Below are 23,119 nucleotides of genomic sequence, written 5' to 3'. Positions count from 1 at the left end.
GTCATGCGATTGCTAGTTCTTCCCGTCGCCGTCGCCCTGGCCCTGTCGGCCTGCTCGATGGCACCCAAGCTGGTGAAGCCCGAACTGCCGGTGCCGACCGCCTACACGCAAGGCGCCGCGCCGCAAGCCGGTGCGAACGCGGCCGATCTCGGCTGGCGCACGATGTTCGGCGACCGTCGCCTGCAGCGCCTGATCGAGCTCGCGCTCGAGAACAATCGCGACCTGCGCCTGGCCACGCTGAACGTGGAGGCGGCGCAGGCCCAGTACGGCATCCAGCGCTCGGCCCGGTTGCCGTCCGTCAATGCCGGCGCCGGCTTTACGCGCCAGCGCACCCCCGCGGATTCGCAATCGAACCCGCCGATTCTCGAGTCCACGCAGAATCAGTACGGCGTGAACATCGGGATCAGCGCGTTCGAAATCGATCTGTTCGGCCGCGTGAAGTCGCTGTCGGATGCCGCGTTTGCGCGCTATCTGGCAAGCGACGAGGGGCGCCGAGCCGTGCAGATTTCGCTCGTCGGCGCGGTGGCGGATGCGTACTTCGCCGAGCGCCTCGCGCAGGAGCAGCGCGCGCTGTCCGAACGCACGCTCGCCGACTGGCGGCAGTCGCTCGATTTGGCGCTGCGCCTGAGGGAAGCCCATCAGGCCAGCGGCGTCGACGTCGCGCAGGCCGAAGGCCAGGTCGCGAGCGCGGCCGCGGACCTCGAGGCGCGCACGCGCGCCGTCGACCAGGCGCGCAACGCACTGCGGCTGCTGGTCGGCACCGAGCTGCCCAAGGATCTGCCCGAACCGGTGCCGCTGGAGCGCCAGCCGGTCATCACCGCGCTGCCGGCGGGGTTGCCGTCCGAGCTGCTGTTCCGGCGGCCGGACATCCGGCAGGCCGAACAGAACCTGGTGGCCGCCAACGCGGATATCGGGGCGGCGCGCGCCGCGTTCTTCCCGCGGCTGTCGCTGACGACGACGCTGGGCTTCATCAGCCCGAGCTTCGGCCACCTGTTCGACGGCGGCCAGCGCACGTGGGCCTTCTCCCCGCAAGTGACGGTGCCGATCTTCCAGGGCGGCAGGCTGCGTTCCGAACTGCGTCTGGCGGAGGTGCGCAAGTCGAGCGCCGTCGCCGAATACGAGCGGGCGATCCAGACCGCGTTCCGCGAGGTCGCGGACGGCCTCGCCGGCCGCGAAACCTACGGCCGGCAGATCGACGCGCAGACCCGCGTGGTCCTCAGCGCCGAACGCCGCACCGACCTGTCGAACCTGCGCTATCGCGCGGGCATCGAAGGGCGGCTGGAGTTGCTGGATTCGCAGCGGCAACTGTATGCGGCGCGACAGGCGTTGCTCGACCTGCGACGCAGCGAACTCGGCAATGCCGTTGCGCTCTACAAGGCGCTCGGCGGCGGCCTGACGGATACCGACGTCGCGCCGATGGCGAAGGCGCAATGACGCCGGGCCGGCGCGTCGTGCGGGAGACGCGCGCCCGGCTCGGAAGGGGGCGCCGGCAGCGGGATGTTCGCCGGCGGCCTGCGGGAAGCAAGCGCCGCGCCGAGGGCGCTGTGCCAGTCCATGTTTAGAGCCGAACGGTGCGCGTCAGCAGTCTGAAGACAGGGGAATACCCTGTCTTTTTTTTTCTCCTTCATGTTATGTATCATGACCTATGTTTTGTAATGTGTACTAGAAATGGAGAGGTGGGACGCCCGAAAACCAGCCGGCGCCGAAGGGGTTTTATTTCGGAAGCCGAAGGGATGCAGGGCCGTCGGCGCATTTCCTTCGATTCGATCCGGATCCCGATTCCGGGCAACCGTCTCGCGCGCGCTGCCTCGACGGGCTGCTGACGCATGACTTTCCTGGCATGAGAAAAGACACCATGGCGAAGAAGTCTTCATCCAACCGTTCGGCCGACCCGCAGCGAAGGCAATGGCTCAAGTACGCCGGCACCTCCGTCGCCGCCGCCGGCATCGCAATGGGCGCCGCCCGGGCAAACGCCGGCGCTGCCCAGGCGGCGGGCAACCCGGGCGACGTGCTCGATGTCGTCATCGTCGGCGCGGGGCTGGCCGGCCTGACCGCCGCGCGCGACCTGCGCTACGCCGGCTGCGAGTCGTTCCTGGTCCTGGAGGCGCGGGACCGCGTGGGCGGGCGGACGCTCAACTACGACGCGGGCGGCGGCTACGTCACCGAAGTCGGGGGCCAGTGGATCGGGCCCGGCCAGACCGCCGTGGCGGATCTGGCGCGCGAGCTGGAGGTCGGCACCTTCCCGAGCTACTACAAGGGAAAGACGGTCGTGCTCGGCGGCGACGGCCGCGCGGAGGTGGACCTGGACGGCACCTTCGGCACCGACGAGGCCATCGGCGCCAGGCTCGGCAAGCTGTCGCGCGACGTGCCTTCGGGCGCGCCGTGGAAGTCGCCGAAGCTCGCCGAGTTCGACAAGCTTTCGGTCGGCGACTGGCTGGCCACGCAGAACATCGCGGCGGAAGACCGGATCGGATGGAACGGGTCGATCGCGCTTTCCGGCGGCGTGATGCCGGCCAAGATGGGGCTGCTGCACTTCCTGTCGATGATCAACTCGGCCGATTGCGATTACTCGCAGCTCGACTCCATCCGGCACAGCGCGCAGGAAACCCGGTTCGTCGGCGGCTCGCAGATCCTCAGCATCAAGATGGCGCGGCAGCTCGGCGACAAGGTGCGCCTGTCGTCGCCGGTGCGCCGGATCGCCGATTGGGATCGCGACGTCGTCGCGCTGCATACGGACCACGGCGTGGTGCGCGCCCGGAAAGTCATCATGGCGATCCATCCGGCGTTGTGCAACCAGGTGCAATTCGATCCGCCGCTGCCGGCAAAGCGGGCCGCGCTGCAACGCGCATGGCCCGCTCATTCGCCGGCGCGCAAGACGGCGATGATCTACAAGCGCCCGTTCTGGCGCGACAAGGGATTGAACGGTCACATCTTCCAGTTCGACGGGCCGATCATCTGGGCCTACGACAACTCGCCTCCGGGGGGCGAGATCGGGATCATCAATGCGTTCGTCAAGAACGCGGTGATGCCGTCGGACCTTCAGGCGGCGCAGCGCATGCATACGGAGATCTATGCGCAGGCGTGGGGCAAGGAAGCGCTGTCGCCGGTGGCTTACCACGATCAGGACTGGGGGCAGGCGGACCCATGGACGATCACCTGCGTGTCGGCGATTCCGCCGGGTTTCTGGAGCACGCATGGTGACGCACTGCGGCCGCCGTGCGGCAACCTGATCTGGTCGGGCACCGAAACGGCGAACATCTGGGCCGGCTATATGGATGGCGCCGTGCGTTCGGGCCACCAGGGTGCGCTCCAGGCGCTCAATGCGCTGCGCCGGGCATAAGGAGAGCCGACATGAAGAAACGCATCCTGTTCGCCGTCGCCGCCGTCGTCGTGGTCCTGCTTGCGATTTACGGACCCGGTCTCGTCGATCTCTATCGCCTGCAGCGCTACGTCACGGCGTCCGCGCAGGCCAGTCAGGCCGACGGCGGCCCGTGGCCGCGCTTGCCCGACGTGTGCCTCAGCTGCCACGGCGTCAACGGCAATTCGCTGAATCAGGGCTATCCGAGCCTGGCGGGTCAGCCGCCCGCATACATCGCCGATCAACTGCACAAGTTTGCCGATGGACGGCGGACCAATCCGATCATGGGCCCGCTCGCGATGACGCTGAGCGACGCCGAGATCAAGCGCCTGTCCGATTACTACGCGAAGCAGACCGCTGCCGAGAATCGCTTCTTCGAGCCGGATGCCCGGTTGAAGGCGCGCGGCGAGCAACTGGCGAAGGCAGGGGCATGCGCGGCGTGTCACGGCGCGCAGCTGATGGGCCAGGGCCCGTTTCCGCGCCTCGCGGGGCAAGGCGTCGACTACGTGCTGAAGCAGCTCGACGCGTTTGCCGCCGGCACGCGCAGCGAATCCACCGGCACGATGCAGCGCGTCGCCGCGGCCATGTCGCCGGAAGACCGCAAGGCGGTCGCTCACTACCTGGCGAGCGCCAGGCCGGCGAAACAATGACCAAACCAATGCAATCGGAAGGAGGCGTTTAATCATGGATCAGAGAACTTTCGTGCTTTGCCTGGCCAGCGCGTTGCTGGCAACGACGACGTGCATCTACGGTTGGAAGTTCCTCAAGAAGCGTAACTACCTGCTGGGGATCGAGTGGCTGATCGTGACGGTTTCCTCGACCAATGCGCTGATCTATTTTGCAACCGGCTTCGAGGTCTCGGGTCTCGTCTCGCATGTGCTGGATGCGTTTTCCCGCGGGTTCGGCATGCCGATCGTCGCCGTCGCGGGCCTGATGGCGGTGACGCACGGCTACAAGCCGTCGGCGCGCCAGGATGTCGCGCTGTTCGCGATGTCCTTCGCGGGGACCGCCGTGCTGGTGGGCGCCGGTTTCATCGCCAAGGTGCTGCCTTACTTCTACGTCGCGATGTGGGCGCTCCTGTCGATCTATCTGGCCTACTTCGTGCGGAGACTCCTGGGCGCGGGGCAGCTGTTTCATGCGGTGACCACGACCGTGGCCCTGGTCGCATCGCAGGTGATCGCCTGTATCTACGATTTCTATCCGATACCCGGCGACGCGCACAACGTCGTGTTCAATTTCTTCGTGCTCGCGCTGGTGACGTGGTCGTACGTCACGGCCTCGCTCTATTACGCGTATTGCGCGCTGGAGCGCGCCAATCGGACGGATCGCGTCGGGGACATCCCGTCGGCGCGGGGCCGGCATCGTCGCCTTGCATGAGCGCGATGCGCCGCCGATGGCGGCAGCCGGAGGCGCGCCCGTGAATCCGCCACGCCTGACCCGGGTGCAGAAGCGGGACCGGACGCGTGAATGCCTGCTGACTGCCGCGCGCGCGGTGTTCCTGAAGAAGGGATACTGCGCGGCGAGCATCGAGGAGATCGCGATACTGGCCGGCCATACGCGTGGCGCGTTCTACTCGAATTTCAGTGACAAGACCGAGCTGCTGCTCGAGTTGCTCAAGCGCGATTGCGACGAGATCAATGCGGAATTGCAGCGGATTCTCGAAACGGGCGGCCCCCGCGACGAGGTGCAAAGGATGGCGCTCGAGCACTATCGGCAGCACTTTCGCCGGCACGAGTCGTTCCTGATGTGGATGGAAGCGAAGCTGCAGGCGGTTCGCGATGCGCGATTCCGCGAGCATTTCAACGCATTTCTGCGGGACAGGCAGAGCCGGATGACGGCGTACGTCGCGGGTCTCGCGGAACGCACGGGTGCGGCGCTGCCGCTGCCCGCGGAGCTGCTGGCGGTCGGGCTGCTGGGGCTGTGCGACGGTGTGCAGTCCTGTTACGCCGTCGATCCGCAGCGTGTCACCGACGAGCTGGCCGACGCGGTGCTGGCCGGCTTCTTTGCGCGTGCGGTGTTCGATCGCATGCCTGATTGACGGCGCGTCGCGTCGCGCCCCCCACACGCTGCACCGGACAGGGAATACCCTGTCTTTTTTATTTTTTTGTTTTTGTCATCATGACCTAACATTGGCAACATGTTCTATGAGAGAAACATCGGAAGCATTCGCGACCGAGCTCTCATTCGACTCATCAGGAGACGACCGATGGATGAATCCAAGCGCAGGGCTTTCGCAGAGGATGGCGCAGTGCTGATCGAAGGCCTGCTCGACGACGAACAGCTGGCGATGTGCCGGGCGGCATTTGACTGGGGCATCGAGAATCCTGGCCCGATGGTTTCCAGCATGCTCGACGGCACCGAGCTCAAGTCGCACGTCGACAACGCCAATCCGTACGCGAAGGAACGTCTCGACGAACTGGTCAGCAAGCTGCCGATCGGCAAGCTGTTTGCCGAGCTGTGGGGCTCGAAGCACGTCTGGTATTTCGCCGAGGAACTCTTCCTGAAGAAGGGCGGCAAGGGCGCTCGCTCGCTGTGGCACCAGGACACGTCGTACCTGCCGTGGGAAGGAACGCACTTCGGCAACGCGTGGATCAGCTTCGAGGCCGTCCCGAAGCGCAATGCGCTGGAGATCGTCCGCGGTTCGCATCGTGGCACGCGTCACGACGGCACGACGTTCCGGAACGCCGACGATCCGACCGAGCCGCTGCACGGCGGCGGCGTGTGGCCGCGGATGCCGGATATCGAAGCGGCGCGGCGCGCCGATCCGGATGCCTACGAAGTCATCTCGTGGGCAACGAAGCCCGGCGACGTCCTGCTGCTGCATCCCGGCGTGCTGCACGGCGGCGGCGTGGTGGACGCCGATTTCCCTGACCGCCACACGCTCGTGCTGCGCTTCTTCGGCGACGACGCCGTTTTCAGCCCACTGCCCGAAAACAGTGCGTCGGGCTTTACGCCGGCGGGCGTGCTGTTTGTCGAGGAGCTGGCGTCGCTGAAAGCAGGCGATCCGTTCCGCGCCCCCTGTTTCCGCCAACTCGTCTGAACAAAGGAGTTCAACTCATGGCAACCAGCAACAAACGTCAGTCGATCATCCCGCCCGGGTTCAAGGCCTGGTACGACGCCTTCCATTTCGCGCCGGCCACGCGCGTGGGCGACACGATCTGGGTGTCGGGCCAGGTCGGGATCGGCGCGGACATGAAGCCGGGCGAGGGTGTGCAGGCGCAAGCCCGGATCGCCTTCGAGTCGCTGAAGGCGATTCTCGTGGAGGCGGGCGCGAGCCTCGCCGACGTCGTCGAGCTGACGACTTTCCATACCAATCTTCAGGGCGAAACCGAGGCCTTCGCGGCCGTCAAGGACGAGTATTTTCCGGACCGCTACCCGTCGTGGACCGCGGTCGGCGTGACGCAGCTCGCGCTGCCGGGGCTGTGCGTCGAAATCCGGGCGGTGGCGGTCGCCGGGTCGGGGGCGGCCTGAGTCGTGAACCGCCCGGCCGGCGCGGCGTCGCGGACGCCGTTTCCGGCCGGTGAGGAAGGGTTGCGCCGGACTGGTCGGGAGCCGGCGCAATCAAGCGGAGTGCCTATGGAGTGAGACGCGCTTTTCTACCAGACTTCGATCATGCGACCGATAAAAGTCGCAGTCCTGAGGATTTGTGTGGCGAAGATCGAGCGGCGCGCTTACCGGTTTCACGATCGACCGGGGCGAGGCAAGGCGCCGCCGGAAACTGGCTTGGCCGGTTGGCCGAACAACCGGATCGGAACGAACGCCGACCGTCCGTCAGTGGCGCGAACGGCGAATGAATGCGGAATCGGAAGGAGACTCATGATGAAGAAGCACACCCTCGGAGCCATGTCGGTCATCGCGGCGGCCTTGCTGCTCGTGGCCGGTGAAACCGCCGCGGCGGACGATCTCACGCCGGTCGGCGCCGAACGCGGCGCGAACAAGGACGGCACCGTGCCCGCCTTCGCCGGCCGGCAGGCGACGCCCTCCGGCTGGGAATACGGGAAGGTTCGCGGCGAATTCTGGAAGCATCGGAGCGAGAAGCCCCTTTACTCGATCGACGCCGCGAACGTCGACAAGTACGCGAGCCAGCTCACGCCGGGACAGATCCAGCTGATCAAGCAGCAGAAGGGCTATCGGATGGACGTCTATCCGTCGCATCGCGAATGCCAGCTCCCGGAAGTCGTCGAGCAGAACTCGAAGGCGAACCTGACGTCGGCGAAGCTCGCGTCGAACGGCGAAACGTTGCAGTCGGCGATTCTGCCCGGCGTGCCGTTCCCGCAGCCGAAGAGCGGCGCCGAAGCGATCCTGAACTACGAAATGCGCTATCGCGGCGAAGGCATCGAATGGCCGCTGGACGTCACGACCATTTCGCCTCGCACGGGCGGCGGCGAATGGATCGACGGGATCGGCCCGCAGGTCTTCTTCTTCCCGTCGGGCAAGCTGGGCAAGAGCTCGCCGCAGGACGTCGACCAGCTCAGCCTGGCCGCCTACTTCACGGCCAACTCGCCGGCGGCGCTGGCCGGGCAGGCGTTCGTGCAGCGCCAGTACTTCGACAAGGTCTCGGAAACGTACTACTACTTCCCCGGGCAACGCCGCGTGAGGCGCATGCCGGCCTATACGCACGATGCGCCGCTGATCGGCTTCGAGAACCAGTATCTGATCGACGAAGCGAACATGTTCAACGGCCCCATCGACCGGTTCAACTGGAAGCTGGTGGGCAAGAAGGACATGATCGTGCCGTACAACGCGTTCGGCATGTACACCTTCAACGCCAGGCTGCATGACGTCGCGACGCCGAACGGCATCGCCGCCGGCCACCGCCGCTACGAGATGCATCGCGTGTGGGTGGTCGAGGCGGCGGTCAAGCCGAGCGCGCGCCACGTCGCGTCGAAGAAGGTGTTCTATCTGGACGAGGACAGCTGGCTCGCGCTCGTCGGCGAGGACTACGACGCGCAGGGCAAGCTGTGGAAGGTGCGCGAGAGCTACCCGATCCCGGTGTGGGAGCTGGGCGGCACCTGCGACAACGAACCGTTCGTACAGTACGACCTGATCAACGGACGCTATGTGGTCGATTCGTCCACGATCGGCCAGGGCAAGGACCTTCGCTGGTATCAGCAGGTCAACGATCCGCGCTTCAAGGCCGATTTCTTCACGGCGGAATCGCTGCGCTCGGTCAGCGATCGCTGAAGCGTGCTGCATAGATAAATAATAGAGCCGGCGTGCGCGAGCGCGCCGTCGGCATCCGGTTTGGGTGAGGTGGGGCGATGAAAGCGAATCAGGTAGTTAGGAAAACTACGATTTCGATTGCCGTGCTGGGTGCGGTGACGTCGAGTGCGTACGGATACGATTTCACGATGGGAGAAGGCGCTGTCCAGGGTTCGTGGGTGACCAATCTCACGGCGGGCGGGGGAATCCGCACCAAGAGTCCGAGCTGCTCGCTCACCGGCGACCCGAATGCGTACGGGTGCGGCGCGGCGGCCAACACCAACCAGTGGGGCTACGGCGACAACGGCGACCTGAACTACCGGAAAGGGCAGCCGTTCAGCACGTACATCAGCGCGACCAGCGAACTGCTGCTGAAGATGCCGAGCGAGGGGCTGAAGTTCATGGTGCGCGGCACGGGGATGTACGACTTCCTGGCCGGGAACACGGCCAGAACGCCGCTGTCGAGCACCGCGTCCGCGCAGGTGGTCTACAACGCGCAATTGCTCGACCTGTGGGCGCAGAAGGATTTCACGATCGGCGGGCGCAACGCGCACGTGCGGCTCGGCAACCAGGTGATCAACTGGGGCGAGAGCATGTTCGCGCAGAGCGGCATCAATACGACCAACTCGCTCGACACCCAGAAGCTGCTGATCCCGGGCACGCAGCTCAAGCAGGCGCTGCTCCCCGCGCCGATGCTGAGCGTGGCCGCGGATCTGTCCCACGGGTTCAGCACCGAGGCTTACTACCAGTTCCAGTGGAACGGCAACCGCTACCCGCCGGTCGGCTCGTACTGGTCGCTGGCCAACGTCTTCGGCCGCGGCGCCGAGCCGTTCACGATCAACACGAACAACCTCAACGTGGCGGGCCCCGGTGCGGGCACGATTGCGAACGCGATCGGCGGGGGCGGCGCGGCAGGCAACTCCGGCGTGCTCGACGGCATCAAGAACGGGCTCGTGAACGGCACCTATGCCGGGCCGCCGTTCAACGACATCGGCATTCCCGTCTCGACGCAGCTGCCCGCGAAATACCGGCCGCAGTTCGGCGTGAAGTTCAACTACTCGCCGCGTTCGTTCGACGCGAACTTCGCGTTCTACTACCTCAACTACATCGACAAGTCCCCGGTGCTCTCGACGCTGGCGAACGGCACCGCGCAGTGGTCGTACCTCGGCAACCGTCAGCTGTTCGGCGCCAGCGCGAACTTCGGCCTCGGCCCGTGGGCGATCGGCACCGAAGTGTCGTATCGGCCGCGCGACGCCGTCGCGTTGTCGAGCTGCTTCGGCGCGGGCGGCCCGCTCGACCTGAACACGAACGGCGTGCCGGGGACCGACTGCAAGCAGTGGGTCGACAAGAAGAAATTCCAGCTCGACATCAACGGCCTGCTGGCGCTGACGAGCAGCGAGTATCCGTTCCTCAAGCTGCTCGGCGCGGATTCCGCCGCGCTGACCTGGGAACTGACGTGGATCTATTACCCGGGCCTCGGGTCGAGCGTCACGCGCACGATCAACGGCCAGCCGGTCACGCAGGTGCCGGCGACCGGTTATTTCCCGTGGCTGAACAACAACTCGGGGCTCGGCTATCCGATCACCGCGAGGCAGGGCACGTCGAGCTCGGTGGGCGCGACGATCGACTTCAACTGGACGTATGACGGCTCGCTGATCCCCGGCTGGCAGGTGACGCCCGGCGTGACCTTCACCACCGGGCTCTACGGCTATACGCCGACGTTCAGCGCGAACTACATGCAGGGCGCGAAATCGGTGAACGTCTACGTGCTGTTCAACCAGAATCCGCCGAAGTGGCAGGCGGGCATCAACTTCGCGGCGTTCTTCGGCGGGCACAACACGGTCGGTCAGCCGTACGCGGATCGCAATTTCGTCGGCTTGTTCGTCACCCGGAACTTCTGACGCGGGAACCCATGGGAGACGGCGCACGTCGTGCGCCGCCGGAATACTTGAAGGGGTAATGTCGTGCTCAATCGTCTAGTCAGCCGTCTGGAAAGAGGCTTCTTCGGCCATCGCGCGATCGTGCTTGCCGCGATCGGGCTGTTCACCGCCGCGATGGCCGTGTTCGCGGTGCAGTTGCGCATGGACGCCGGCTTCGAGAAGCAGATGCCGATCGGCCATGAATACATCCGGACGTTTCAGAAATACCGAAACGACCTGCTCGGCGCGAACCGGATCACCGTCGTCGTGCGCGCCCGCAAGGGGCCGATCTGGACGAAGGAAGGGTTGACGCGGCTGTACAAGGTGACGCAGGCGGTCACCTACCTGCCGAACGTGGATCGGATCGGCGTGCGCTCGCTCTGGACGCCGAACGCGTTCGTCAACGAGATCACCGACGAAGGGTTTCGCGCGGAGCCGATCATCTCGGGCACCATCACGCCCGACCAGTTGACGCCCGAGATCGTCACGAACATTCGCCGCGCGACGACGCTCGGCGGCTACGTCGGCACGCTCGTGTCGCACGACGAGGACAGTGCGATGATCACGGCCGAGCTGAACGAGCGCGATCGCGCCGGCAAGGTGCTCGACTACGTCGCGTTCAACCGGCTGCTCGAACAGCAGATCCGCAAGCCGTTCGAGGACGCCGGCTACGAGATCCAGATCATCGGCTTCGCGAAGCAGATCGGCGACATCGCCGACGGCGCGACCGCCGTGCTCGGCTTCTGCGCGATCGCGCTGCTGCTGACCGCGCTCGCCGTCTACTGGTACTGCCATTCGGTTCGCTTCACCGTGCTGCTGATCGCCTGCTCGCTGACGTCGCTCGTCTGGCAGTTCGGCACGCTGAAGCTGCTGGGCTTCGGTCTCGATCCGCTCGCGGTGCTGGTGCCGTTCCTGGTGTTCGCGATCGGCGTGTCGCATGGCGTGCAGCAGGTCAACTTCATCGTGCGCGAGATCTCGCACGGGCACAGCTCGTATGAAGCGGCGCGGCGCAGCTTCAGCGGCCTGCTGATTCCCGGCGTGCTGGCGCTCATCACCGCGTTCGTGTCGTTCATCACGCTGCTGCTGATCCCGATTCCGATGGTGCGGGAGCTCGCGATCACCGCGTCGCTCGGCGTCGCGTACAAGATCGTCACGAACCTGATCCTGCTGCCGGTCGCGGCGTCGTGCTTCAACTTCTCGAAGACCTATGCGGACAGCGCACTGAAGCGCGGCGAGCGGCGCTCGGCGTGGCTGCGCGGGCTCGCACGCATCGCGCAGCCGAAGTATGCGGGCGTGACCGTCGCGGCGACGCTGGTGGTGTTCGCGCTGGCCGCCTGGCAAAGCCGCGACCGCGTGATCGGCACGCTGCAGCCGGGCGCGCCGGAGCTGCGCGCGGACGCGCGCTTCAACCGCGATGCGACGTCGATCGCGGGCAACTACGACATGGGCCTCGACTGGCTCACGGTCGCGATCGAGTCGAGCGGCAAGGCGTGCGACAACCCGGCGGTCGGATTGTACGAAGACGACTTCACGGCGGCGATGCGCACCGAGCCGGGCGTCGTGTCGGTGCAGTCGTATTCGGCGCTGCTGCGCACCTACAACCAGGGCTACAACGAGGATTACCCGAAGATGAACGTCGTGCCGATCGCCCCCGAGAACTACGGGGCGGTGTCGGTCGATGCCGGCCGCATCAAGGGCTTCATGAACGGCGACTGCAGCATGACGGCCGTGCACCTGTTCCTGACCGATCACAAGGCGACGACGATCAACCGGATTCTCGACGACGTGAAGCAATACCGAGCGTCGCATCCGTTCCCCGGCATCGGCATTCGCCTCGCGGCGGGCAACGCGGGCGTGCTCGCGGCGACCAACGACGAAGTCGAGAAGAGCGAGCTGCCGATGATGCTGTACGTGTACGCCGCGATCCTGATCCTCGTGTTCCTCGCGTACCGCGACTGGCGCGCGATGCTCGCGTGCTGCGTGCCGCTGTCGGTCGCGACCTTCATCGGCTACTGGTTCATGAAGGAACTGCAGATCGGGCTGACGGTGGCGACGCTGCCGGTGATGGTGCTGGCGGTGGGCATCGGCGTGGATTACGCGTTCTACATCTACAACCGGCTGCAGGTGCACCTCGCGGGCGGCCAGACGATCGTGAAGGCGGTCCAGCACGCGATGCTCGAAGTGGGCGTGGCGACGATCTTCACGGCGATCACGCTGGCGATCGGCGTCGCGACGTGGAGCTTCTCGGCGCTGAAGTTCCAGGCGGACATGGGCAAGCTGCTGGCGTTCATGTTCCTCGTGAACCTGCTGATGGCGATGACGGCGCTGCCCGCACTGGCTTCGGTGCTGGAGCGCGGGTTCCCGCGCCGCAAGCCGGCGCGCGCGCCCGGTTTGTTCAGCCACTGACGCACGCGATCACTACTACGGAGGCCCAGCCATGATCAAGACTCTTGTTGCCTGTACCGCGCTTTGCGCCGCCGCGGAGGCAATTGCGCCATTCCATGGATCGGTTGCGGACCGGACCGCGAAGCCGGCCCACGCGCGGACCGCGCCGACCGACGCAACGCGCGCCGGCGCGCGCATCGCCGCCGTCGACGAGAACGGTGTCGTTCTCGTGTCGGACGACGACGGCAAAACCTGGCGGCAGGCGCCGCGCGTGCCGGTGTCGGCTACGCTGCCGGCCGTTGCGGTCGGCGATGCAAGGTTCGGCCTGGCGGGTTTATTCAACCACTGACGCGCGCGACCCCCCCTACAGAGGCCCAGCCATGATCAAGACTCTTGTTGCCTGTACCGCGTTGTGTGCCGCCGCGGCGGCGTTCGCGCAATCCCATGGAACGGTCGCGGACTGGACCGCGAAGCCGGCCCACGCGTGGGCCGCACCCACCCGCATGATGCTGACGGACGCGACGCGCGCCGGAAAGCGCGTCGTCGCCGTCGGCGAGCACGGCGTGATCCTGCTGTCGGACGACGACGGGCGCACGTGGCGGCAGTCGCGGCGCGTGCCCGTGTCGGCGACCCTGTCGGCCGTCACGTTCGCCGATGCGCAGCACGGCTGGGCGGTCGGCCAGTGGGGCGCGATTCTCGCGACCGCCGACGGCGGCGAAACGTGGGAGAAGCAGCGCATCGACACGTCGGTCGACCAGCCGCTGTTCTCCGTCATCTTCACCAGCGCCCGGGACGGGATCGCGGTGGGCCTGTGGTCGCTGATGCTGCAGACCCATGACGGCGGCAAGACGTGGACCCGGACGACGTTGCCGAAGCCGCCGGGCGGCGGCAAGGCGGACCGCAACCTGTACCACATCTTTGCCGATCGCCAGGGCGCGCTCTACATCGTGTCGGAGCAGGGGACCGTGCTCAAGTCGACCGACGGCGGTGCGAACTGGCGCTACCTGCAGACGGGCGGCAAAGGCTCGCTGTGGACCGGCGTGGCGATGCCCGACGGCCGGATCGTGGTCGGCGGGCTGCTCGGCAGCCTGTTCCAGAGCAGCGACGGCGGCGCGACCTGGACGCCGTTGAACCCCGGCACGAAAAGCTCGATCACCGACGTCGTCGCGACCGGAAACGGGCTGCTCGCGGTCGGACTCGACGGGCTGGTGTTGACGCAGCGCGCGAACGGCGAATCGTTCGCGGTCACGCAGCGCCCGGACCGCGCGACGCTGACCGCGGCGCTGGTCGGCGCAGGCGGCAAGCCGCTGCTGTTTTCGCAGGACGGCGTGCTTGCGTCGCAGTGAGCACGCTCGGCCTGTCTGCGCAGATGAGTCAGCGGTCCTGATAAAAACTGAGAAAGGAAAGGCGCGATGAAAATCGTTGGAGTAAACAAGCGGGATCGGCAGCACTCGCCCGATACGCAGACCCGGCGTCAGATCCTTCGTCTCGCGGCCGTGGGCGCCGTGTCTTTGGCTGCGGGCGAGGTGTCGCTGGCGGAGGGTGCTGCAGCGCCCTCCACGAACCGCGACGTGCTGGACGTCGTGATCATCGGCGCCGGTCTGGCGGGACTGACGGCCGCGCGCGACCTGAGCCGCGCCGGGTGCGATTCGTTCGTCGTGCTGGAGGCGCGCAACCGGGTCGGCGGGCGCACCCTCAATCACGAGCTGGGCCATGGCGTCGTGTCCGAGGCCGGCGGCCAGTGGATCGGCCCGGGCCAGACGGCGATCGCCGACCTCGCCCGCGAGCTCGAGGTCGATACGTTTCCGACGTACTACGCGGGCAAGTCCGTCATTCTGGCGGGCGACGCGCGAGTCGCGCAGGATCTGCACGGCGGCACGGGCGGCGACGACGCGATCGGCGCGAAGCTAGGCGAACTGGCGCGCGGCGTGCCGTCCGGCGCACCGTGGAAGGCGCAGCGCGCGCCGGAGCTCGACAAGCTCACGTACGGCGAATGGCTGGCGAAGCAGGGCGTGAAATACGAGGACGGGTACTTCATCGCGCTGGCCGCGAAGCTGTCGCTCGGCGGGGCGCCCGCGCAGCTCGGTCTGCTGCACTACCTGTCGGTGATCAACAGCGCCGATTGCGATTACGCCAAGCTCGAGTCGATCAAGGGCGGCGCACAGGAAACGCGCTTCGTCGGCGGCTCGCAGGTTCTCAGCACCAAAATGGCGCGCGAACTCGGCGGCAAGGTGCGGCTGTCGTGCCCTGTGCGCAGGATCTCCGGCTGGGATCGCGACGTCGTCGAGGTGCAGACCGATCAGGGCGTCGTGCGCGCACGCCGGGTGATCGTCGCGCTGAATCCGGCGCTGTGCAACCAGATCGTGTTCGATCCGCCGCTGCCGGAAGGGCGTTCGCAGTTGCAGAAGCGCTGGCCCGCGAACGCGCCGATGCGCAAGACGGTGCACGTCTACGAGCGGCCGTTCTGGCGGGACGACGGCTACTGCGGACAGATCTTCCAGGTCGGCGGCCCGGTGTTCCTCGCCTACGACAACTCGCCGCCGGACGCGTCGGTCGGCGTGCTGAGCGCGTTCGTCGCGCCGGGCGCGCTGCCTGCCGAGCCCAAGGCCGCCGAGCGGGCGCTGTCGGCGATCTATGCGAAGGCGTTCGGCGACAAGGCGCTGCGCCCGACGCAGTTCCACGACTTCGACTGGGGGCGGGTCGATCCGTGGACGCTGCAGTGCATTCATCCGATCCCGCCGGGCTTCTGGACGAAATGGGGCAAGTTCCTGCAGCCCGAGGTGGGCCGCCTGATCTGGTCGGGCACGGAGACGGCCGACATCTGGGCCGGCTCGATGGACGGCGCGGTGCGCTCGGGGCACCGCGCGGCGCTGCAGGCGCTCGGCAAGCTGGCACAACACGGCGTGAGGGTGTAAATGAAGCGGGTAATGATCATCGGCGCTGTCGTGGCAATCGTTGCATTGGCGGGCACCGGCGCGCTCTACGGGCGCGACATCCTTGACGGAATGCGTTTCGAGAAGGCGATGAGCCGGACAGGCGAAGCGGACCAGGCCAACGGCGGTCCGTGGCCGCAGCCGCAGGAGACCTGCTTCTTCTGTCACGGCGCACGCGGCCAGTCACTCAATGCATGGTATCCGGCGCTGTCCGGCCAGCCCGAGACGTATCTCGCGGCGCAACTGCGCGCGTTCGCCGACGATACGCGCCACAACGCTTACATGGGACCGCTTGCGAGGGATCTCGACGACGGGCAGGTCAGGACGTTGGCCGCCTATTTCGCGCGGCAGACCCCGACCCGCAACGAGGACGTTCCGGCCGACGTGGCGCTCGCGAAGCGCGGCTTGGCCTTGATCCAGGCCAGGAGTTGCCAGGCCTGCCACGGCGCGACGCTGATGGGCAGGGATCAGGCGCCGCGACTCGCGGGCCAGGGGGAGATCTACCTTGCGACCCAGCTCGCCGCGTTCAAGACGGGCGAGCGCAAGGATCCGGCCGGCGCGATGAACGGCATCGCCGCGACGCTGTCGGGCGACGACATCCGGGCGGTGGCGCACTACCTGGCCAGCGTGTCGCCCGGGCAGGCCGACGGCGCTGCTGCGGCAACCGTGCGTGACGGCCCGGACGTGTTCGGTGCAGATCGCCAGGGCAGGGAATACCCGGTCTTTTTGTTCGCCCATTTGTTTGTCATGATGACCTAACATTGGCAGTGTGTTCTAGAAATGGCGCGACCGGAATCCGGTCCCCGCAACATCGGCAAAGTTTGATCGTTCCGATTCATCACCACTCGAGTTTCAGGAGACAAACCATGGCAAAGCACCCCGTCGTCGTCTATGGCGCAAGCGGTTACACCGGCATGTTGATCATGGACTGGCTGATCGACCAGAACATCCCGTTCACGGCCGTTGCCCGTAATGCGGGGCGGGCGAAGGAAATGATGGCGCAGCGCGTCGTGCGCCTCGAATCCGCGGAATACGAAATCATCGAGGCAGAGCACAACGTCGATGCGCTCGTCAACGCGTTCCGCGGCGCGAAGGTGGTGTGCAACACCGTCGGGCCGTTCACCAACTTCGGGCTCGTCGGCGTCGAAGCGGCGCTGAAGGCCGGCTGCCATCATCTCGACACGACGGGCGAGCAGTCCTACATCCGCAACGTGCGCGACCAGTTCGGCGAACTGTATCGGCAGGCCGGCCTGCTGGTGTCGTCGTCGAATGCGTACATGTACACGTTCGCGGAAATCGCCGCCGAGCTCGCGCTCGAGACGCCGGGCGTCGATGCGCTGGAGACCGCGACGCTGACGCGCGGCCCGCGCGGCGCAGCGGGCGTGAGCGTTGGCTCGACGGCGACGATCTTCGACGGCTCCCGCCACGAATCCTTCTACCTGTGGGAGAAGAAGCTCGCCCCCCACGCGCCGGACGCGTCGTTCACCGTCGCCGCGCCCGAGTTCATGCAGCCGGTGTTCTGCCTGCCGTGGGGCGGCACGTCGCTGCCCGTCTACTTCGAGCGCGATCCGCGCGTGCGCAGCTGCATTTCGTGCGTCGGCTTCTACGACAACAACGTGATGCAGCTCGTGCATCAGTTCGGCCAGAAGTGGGAAGCCGAATACAAGCACCTGCCGCGCGAGCAGCAGGACGCAGTCCTGAAGCAGGTCGTCGATTCGACCACGCCGTCGATGCCGCCGCGCGAGCGCACGACGATCCAGCGCAGCGTCGATTTCGCGATCGGCCGCGGCCAGCTCGCGTCGGTGCGCGCGACCCTCCACGGGATCACGCCGTACATCTCGACGGGCGCGATTCATGCCGCCGGCGTGGTCAAGCTGCTCGACGGCGAGACCGCGAAGGTCGGCTTCGCGTCCGGCTCGAAGGCGTTCGGGCATCGCTACCTGCTCGGCTTCCTCGAGCAGCGCGGGCTCGCGCGCGCGACCGTGACGCAACTGTGACGCCGACGCCGGGTCGTCACGGACTATAAGGACAACGAGACATGGCAATCATTGATTTCTTCGACCGCGGGTGGCGCATTGCCCCGAACGGCATTGCGTATATCCAGGGCGAGCGCAGCTATTCGTTCCAGGAGATCGGCGAGCTGTCCTGCCGCATCGCCAACGGGCTGCTCGCCGCCGGATTCGCGAAGGAAACCAAAGCGGCCGTCTGGGCGGACAACGACGTGACCGCCTGGGGTTGCGCGCTCGGGCTCTGGCGTGCCGGCCTCGCGTATATCCCGGTCAACGGGCGCAGCACGCCCGCGGAGAACCAGTACGTGCTCGATGCGTTCGACTGCGAAGTGCTGTTCTTCCAGCAGGCGTTCGCGACGGCGATCGACGCGTTGCGCGCCAGGCTGCCGAAAGTGAAGCTCTGGGTGTGCATCGATGCCGAGCTGCCGTGGGCGCCGTCGCTCGCGACGTGGAGCGCGGGCCAGCCGTCGACGATGCCGTTCGTGGATTACGACACGGACGACGTCGTCACGCTGTCGGCGACGGGCGGCACCACCGGCGCACCGAAGGGCGTGATGAACACGCACCGCTCGTTCCAGACCTACTTCGCGCAGTTCATGATGGCATGCGCTTATGGCGCCGAGCGACCGGTGAATCTCGCCGCGGCGCCGATGACGCACACCGCCGGAATGATGTCGCTGCCGTGCACGGCGCGCGGCGGCACGGTGGTCGTGCTGCCGAAGCCCGATCCCGCGCTGCTGCTCGGCGCGATCGCGCAGCATCGCGTCACAGAGTTCTTCCTGCCGCCGACGGTCATCTATCGCCTGCTCGACATCCCCGGCATCGAGAAGCTCGATTATTCGTCGCTGAAGTATTTCCTCTACGGCGCCGCGCCGATGTCGGTCGAAAAGCTCAAGCGCGCGATCGAGGTGTTCGGTCCCGTGATGGCCGGCGGCTACGGGCAGACCGAAGCGCCGGCATCGATTGCCAACATGACGCCGGCCGAGCATTTCGTCGACGGCAAGCTGGCGTCCGACGAACGGCTGTCGTCGGTCGGCCGCCCGAATCCGCTGGTGCGCGTCGAGATCCTGAACGATCGCGGCGAGGTGCTGCCGCAGGGCGAGACCGGCGAGATCTGCGTGCGCGGCGACCTCGTGATGAAGGGCTACTACAACGCGCCGGACAAGACGGCCGACACGATCGTCGACGGCTGGCTTCACACGGGCGACATCGGCCATCTCGACACCGACGGCTACCTGCACATCACCGACCGCAAGAAGGACATGATCATCAGCGGCGGCTTCAACGTGTACCCGAGCGAGATCGAGCAGGTGATCTGGGCGCACCCGGCGGTGCAGGATTGCGCGGTGATCGGCGTGCCCGACGACAAGTGGGGCGAGGCGGTGAAGGCTGTCGTCGAGCTCAACGCCGGCCAGAACGTGAGCGCCGAGGAGCTCGTCGCGCTGTGCAAGGAGAAGCTAGGATCGGTGAAGGCGCCGAAGAGCGTGGATTTCGTCGCCGCGCTGCCGCGCAGCACGGTCGGCAAGGTGTTGAAGAAGGACCTGCGCGAGCAGTACTGGCAGGGTCAGCAACGCAGGATCTGAGCCCCACTTCCACGGACGCTACACCATGAGCAACATTTATATTGCCGGCATCGCGATGACCGTGTTCGGCCGGCATTTCGAGCGCAGCATCGACGATCTCGCCGGCGAGGCGCTGCGCGGCGCCCTCAAGGACGCCGGCTGCGGCGCCGACGCGATCGGCGCGGCCTTCTACGCCGGCATCACCAACGGACAGCTGCAGGGCCAGCTGTCGATTCCCGGCCAGGTCGTATTCAGCAAGATCGGCGTCGAGGGCGTGCCGGTGTTCAACGTCGAGAACGCATGCGCGTCCGGCAGCACCGCCGTGCATCTGGCGGTGCAGCACCTCCGGGCGGGCGCCTGCGACGTCGCGCTGGCGCTCGGCGCGGAAAAGATGAACGTCGAGGACAAGGCGAAGGCGCTCGCGCTGTTCGAGACGGGGTGGGACGTGTCCCGCGTCGACGAGAATTTCGCGACGCTGGCGAAGATGGGCGAAGGCGTCGTGCCGCCGCCGGGATCGGAATCCGACAAGCCGTACAGCCGCTTCATGGCGATCTACGCGGCGATGTGCCGCTATCACATGAAGACCTACGGCACCACGCAGCGGCAGATCGCCGCCGTGTCGTCGAAGAACCATCTGCATTCGGTGCACAACCCGCATTCGCAGTTCCGCAAGCCGTTCACGATCGACGAGGTGCTCGCGGCGCCGCCGATCACCTATCCGATCACGCTGCCGATGTGCGCACCGGTGACGGACGGCGCGGCCGCGGCGATCCTCTGTACCGAGGAGGGCCTCGCGCGCATCGGCGCCGATCGCAGCCGCTGCATCCGGATCGCGGCGAGCGTGATCCGCAGCTTCACGCATCGGCGCATCGACGAGCCGGGGAAGAGCATCGGTCGCCTCGCGGCGCTGCAGGCTTATGAGGAGGCATCGCTCGGCCCGGAGGATATCGACGTCGCCGAAGTGCACGACGCGTCGGCGATGGGCGAGATCATCCAGGCCGAGAATCTCGGGCTCGCGCCGCTCGGGGAGGCCGGCGCCGCGGCCGAGCGCGGCGAATTCACGCTCGGCGGGCGCATTCCGATCAACACGTCCGGCGGCCTCGAATCCAAGGGTCATCCGCTCGGCGCGACGGGGATCGGTCAGCTCTACGAACTGGTCACGCAATTGCGCGGCGAGGCGGGCGAGCGGCAGGTGCAGGGCGCGCGGCATGCCATCCAGGAGAACGGCGGCGGATTGCAGGGCGTCGAGGAGGCCGCGCTTGCCGTCCATATCCTGAGCCGGCACTGAGGAAGGCAATTCCGGGTACCCCGGCGCGCGTTCGCCGAAGGACGGACGCCGGGGCGGAGATGGCCGCGCGCGAAGCGCGGCCGGTGCAGTGGCGACTGGATCGCAGATGGCCGCGAGCGCGGCCGCGTTCCTCGTTCGTCGGAAGGGGGAATCAGAGTGAATGCAGTGCTGGAGACGTACCGTCCGCTCGGCGGATGGGTGGAAACGCCGGACGATCCGCAGCCGCCGCTCGAGGGCGAGATCAGCGCGGACGTGATTGTCGTGGGCGCCGGCTTCGCGGGCCTGTCCACCGCGCTGGAGCTTGCCGCGCGCGGTGCACGCGTGGCCGTCCTCGAACGCGAGTTCGCGGGCTTCGGTGCGAGCGGCCGGAACGCGGGCTATCTCGCCGGCGGCCAGGGGCTCGAATACGAGCTGTTCCTCAAGCGCGTGGGGCACGCGCGGGCGAAGCAGATCGTCCGCTTCTACGACGAAGGCGTCGCCTACGTCGAACGCAAGCTCGGCGAATACGGGATCGACTGCGACTACCAGGCGACGGGGATCATCCGCGCCGGAGTGCATGCGTCGCAGGAGAAGCGGCTGCGCGAGAGCATGGAGACGGGCGTCGAACTCGGTTCTCCGGCGGAGTTCCTCGATCATGCCGCGATGCGTGCGCGCGGCATCCCGCCGGCGTTCCTGTTCGGCTGCTACATGCCGCACGGCGGCACGCTGAATCCCGGCAAGTACGTGATGGGGCTGCGGCGCGCGGCGCTCCGCGCGGGCGTGAAGATCTATGAAAACACCGCGTTGCTTTCGTATACCGAGGGACCGGTCGTCAAGGCGCACACCGCACGCGGCAGCGCGAGCGCGCCGTTCCTCGTGCTCGCCACCAATGCCTATACGCCGCAGCTTGGCCTGCTCGGCGACAAGGTGATGCCGCTGCGGGTCTCGGCGATCGAGACCGAGCCGCTGTCCGAGGCGCAACTGGCGGCGCTGGGCTGGCCGCGGCGCGAAGGCATCGTGACCTCGCATCTGACGATGGAAAGCCATCGCCTGACGGTGCGCAACACGCTCGTGGTGACGACGAAGCGGATCCATTACGTCTATGGCTCGCAGACGCCGAACGTGCCCGACAACGACGCGTATCGCGCGCTCGCGAAGACGCTGCATGAGCGCTTTCCCGAATTGGGCGACGTCGCGGTCCGCGCGTGCTGGAGCGGCTATATCAGCCTGGCCGGCGATGCGTTGCCCGTGGCGGGCGAGACCGGCGAGCATCGGAACGTCATCTACACCGCCGGGTGTTCCGGGCATGGCGTCGGCACCCAGTCGCTGATCGGCGAGCTGCTGGCCGAGCGGATCCGGGGCGCCGAGCATCCGCTGCTGGCGGCCTTGCGCCACAAGACGCCTGCGACGCTGCCCGAGCCGTTGCGATGGTGCGCGATCAACGGGGTGCTGGGCATGGCGAACATGCTCGACGAGCGGGTGAACCGCAAGGTGCGCGACGCGGCGGCGCGAAGCGGATAGAGATAGCAACGGGTGTCGCGGCGGTTGCCGCGGACGGAGTCACCCGATCGGGAACGCCTTGCGGGCCGGCTCCGGATGCGTCGAAACGGAGGTCGATCACGCACCGGGGCAAGCCGGCCGGGCGTAAGCGGCTTGTTGGAAAATGCGTCAGGCATCGGGTATAGTCTTCAGCGCCCGGCGAAGCGCCGGTGAGATGATTACCACGAGGCCAGAGCGCCCAAACGACGACGGAAAGCGATGACAGTGCCCAATGAGCAGCGCAACGGCAGGAAACGGCGCACATCGAGCGCAGCACCCGCAGGAAACGGCACCGACGGCTTGCGAGCCCAGGGCGTGCGCACGCGCAACACGATCGTGCGCGTCGCAAGAAAGCTCCTGCTCGAAGGCGGCGCCCTCGATTTCTCGCAGCGCGCGGTCGCCGCTGCCGCAGGGATCAGCGTCAGCAACCTCCAGTACTACTTTCCGACGCGGCTGGCCGTATTGCGGGCGGTCGTCGAGCCCGCCATCGGGACGTATCTGAAAGACCTGACGCGTGCGCTCGACAGCGACGCGCCACCGCGCGAGATGCTCGACGCGCTCATGAAAAGGGCGCTGCGCGACGCGAAGGATGCGCAATACAAGGCGCTGTGGGCGCACTTCTTCTCGTTCGCGGCGATCGACGACGAGTGCCGCAGGCTGGTCGACGAATGGTATGCGACGCTGACGCGCGAGCTCGCGCAGCTGGTCCGCGCCGCCAATCCGGAGCACAGCGCGGCCGACAGCCGGCACGTCGCCACGCTGCTGATCTCGATGGCCGACGGGCTGGCCTTTCAAGCCGGCGTGGGGCGGCATACGCCGGCGCTCGAGGCGAGATTCATGGAAACCGCCCATTACCTCGTGTACGGAGAGCCGTCGAGAGCCGCCGGAAAATAACGGCCGAAACTCTCCCGCGGCATCCGGAAGAGACAGGGGAATACCCTGTCT

The 23,119-nt window shown here is 66.8% G+C and carries 18 protein-coding genes and 1 pseudogene; all 19 read left to right on the top strand.

The features are described from left to right. Nucleotides 1-3 precede the first annotated feature (3 nt). The gene (locus HWX31_RS10590; RefSeq protein WP_174961471.1) at nt 4-1,434 is read left to right on the top strand and encodes an efflux transporter outer membrane subunit; all 1,431 of its coding nucleotides are present in this window, start codon (nt 4-6) and stop codon (nt 1,432-1,434) included. Nucleotides 1,435-1,855: 421 nt separating this feature from the next. Beyond that, the gene (locus HWX31_RS10585) at nt 1,856-3,340 is read left to right on the top strand and encodes a flavin monoamine oxidase family protein (RefSeq protein ID WP_174961525.1); all 1,485 of its coding nucleotides are present in this window, start codon (nt 1,856-1,858) and stop codon (nt 3,338-3,340) included. An 11-nt stretch (nt 3,341-3,351) separates the two neighbouring features. Further along, complete coding sequence (locus tag HWX31_RS10580) at nt 3,352-4,008, top strand: c-type cytochrome (RefSeq protein ID WP_174961469.1); 657 nt, start codon at nt 3,352-3,354, stop codon at nt 4,006-4,008. A 34-nt stretch (nt 4,009-4,042) separates the two neighbouring features. Beyond that, a complete protein-coding gene (locus HWX31_RS10575) occupies nt 4,043-4,735 on the top strand; it encodes a hypothetical protein (RefSeq protein ID WP_174961467.1) in 693 nt (230 codons plus the stop codon). Nucleotides 4,736-4,775: 40 nt separating this feature from the next. Beyond that, nucleotides 4,776-5,396, top strand: coding sequence for a TetR/AcrR family transcriptional regulator (locus HWX31_RS10570; RefSeq protein ID WP_174961465.1), 621 nt, complete (start codon nt 4,776-4,778; stop codon nt 5,394-5,396). A 168-nt stretch (nt 5,397-5,564) separates the two neighbouring features. After that, nucleotides 5,565-6,398: a phytanoyl-CoA dioxygenase family protein gene (locus tag HWX31_RS10565; RefSeq protein ID WP_174961462.1), complete on the top strand. Its 834-nt coding sequence runs from the start codon at nt 5,565-5,567 to the stop codon at nt 6,396-6,398. 17 nt (nt 6,399-6,415) lie between these two features. Continuing rightward, nucleotides 6,416-6,829, top strand: a complete 414-nt coding sequence (locus HWX31_RS10560; RefSeq protein ID WP_059535579.1) for a RidA family protein — start codon at nt 6,416-6,418, stop codon at nt 6,827-6,829. 345 nt (nt 6,830-7,174) lie between these two features. Then, a complete protein-coding gene (locus tag HWX31_RS10555) occupies nt 7,175-8,542 on the top strand; it encodes a DUF1329 domain-containing protein (RefSeq protein WP_174961460.1) in 1,368 nt (455 codons plus the stop codon). Between the two features lie 77 nt (nt 8,543-8,619). After that, nucleotides 8,620-10,461 carry a DUF1302 domain-containing protein gene (locus HWX31_RS10550; RefSeq protein WP_174961458.1) on the top strand — a complete coding sequence of 614 codons (1,842 nt, stop codon included), beginning with the start codon at nt 8,620-8,622 and terminating at the stop codon, nt 10,459-10,461. 63 nt (nt 10,462-10,524) lie between these two features. After that, nucleotides 10,525-12,885 (top strand): efflux RND transporter permease subunit, encoded by a 2,361-nt coding sequence (locus HWX31_RS10545; protein ID WP_174961456.1) that lies wholly within the window; start codon nt 10,525-10,527, stop codon nt 12,883-12,885. Between the two features lie 31 nt (nt 12,886-12,916). Continuing rightward, a complete protein-coding gene (locus HWX31_RS10540) occupies nt 12,917-13,213 on the top strand; it encodes a beta propeller repeat protein (RefSeq protein ID WP_174961454.1) in 297 nt (98 codons plus the stop codon). A gap of 31 nt (nt 13,214-13,244) precedes the next feature. After that, nucleotides 13,245-14,210 carry a WD40/YVTN/BNR-like repeat-containing protein gene (locus HWX31_RS10535; RefSeq protein ID WP_174961452.1) on the top strand — a complete coding sequence of 322 codons (966 nt, stop codon included), beginning with the start codon at nt 13,245-13,247 and terminating at the stop codon, nt 14,208-14,210. Between the two features lie 66 nt (nt 14,211-14,276). Beyond that, the gene (locus tag HWX31_RS10530; RefSeq protein WP_174961450.1) at nt 14,277-15,779 is read left to right on the top strand and encodes a flavin monoamine oxidase family protein; all 1,503 of its coding nucleotides are present in this window, start codon (nt 14,277-14,279) and stop codon (nt 15,777-15,779) included. Beyond that, nucleotides 15,780-16,556, top strand: coding sequence for a c-type cytochrome (locus HWX31_RS10525; protein WP_415493009.1), 777 nt, complete (start codon nt 15,780-15,782; stop codon nt 16,554-16,556). Between the two features lie 107 nt (nt 16,557-16,663). Further along, nucleotides 16,664-17,794 (top strand): saccharopine dehydrogenase family protein, encoded by a 1,131-nt coding sequence (locus HWX31_RS10520; RefSeq protein ID WP_174961448.1) that lies wholly within the window; start codon nt 16,664-16,666, stop codon nt 17,792-17,794. Nucleotides 17,795-17,835: 41 nt separating this feature from the next. Continuing rightward, entirely contained in the window at nt 17,836-19,389 is a 1,554-nt protein-coding gene (locus HWX31_RS10515) for a class I adenylate-forming enzyme family protein (protein ID WP_174961446.1), read from the top strand. Between the two features lie 25 nt (nt 19,390-19,414). Further along, on the top strand, nt 19,415-20,656 hold the full coding sequence (locus HWX31_RS10510; RefSeq protein ID WP_174961444.1) for a thiolase family protein: 1,242 nt from the start codon (nt 19,415-19,417) through the stop codon (nt 20,654-20,656). A 106-nt stretch (nt 20,657-20,762) separates the two neighbouring features. Continuing rightward, nucleotides 20,763-22,156: pseudogene (locus tag HWX31_RS10505) on the top strand (NAD(P)/FAD-dependent oxidoreductase). 237 nt (nt 22,157-22,393) lie between these two features. Continuing rightward, nucleotides 22,394-23,068, top strand: coding sequence for a TetR/AcrR family transcriptional regulator (locus HWX31_RS10500; RefSeq protein WP_174961442.1), 675 nt, complete (start codon nt 22,394-22,396; stop codon nt 23,066-23,068). Nucleotides 23,069-23,119 lie beyond the last annotated feature (51 nt).

Origin of the sequence: Burkholderia ubonensis, from assembly GCF_902833085.1 — a bacterium.
Taxonomy (GTDB): domain Bacteria; phylum Pseudomonadota; class Gammaproteobacteria; order Burkholderiales; family Burkholderiaceae; genus Burkholderia; species Burkholderia ubonensis.
Note: the sequence above shows the minus strand (reverse complement) of the source record. Positions and strands in the feature narration are given on the sequence as shown.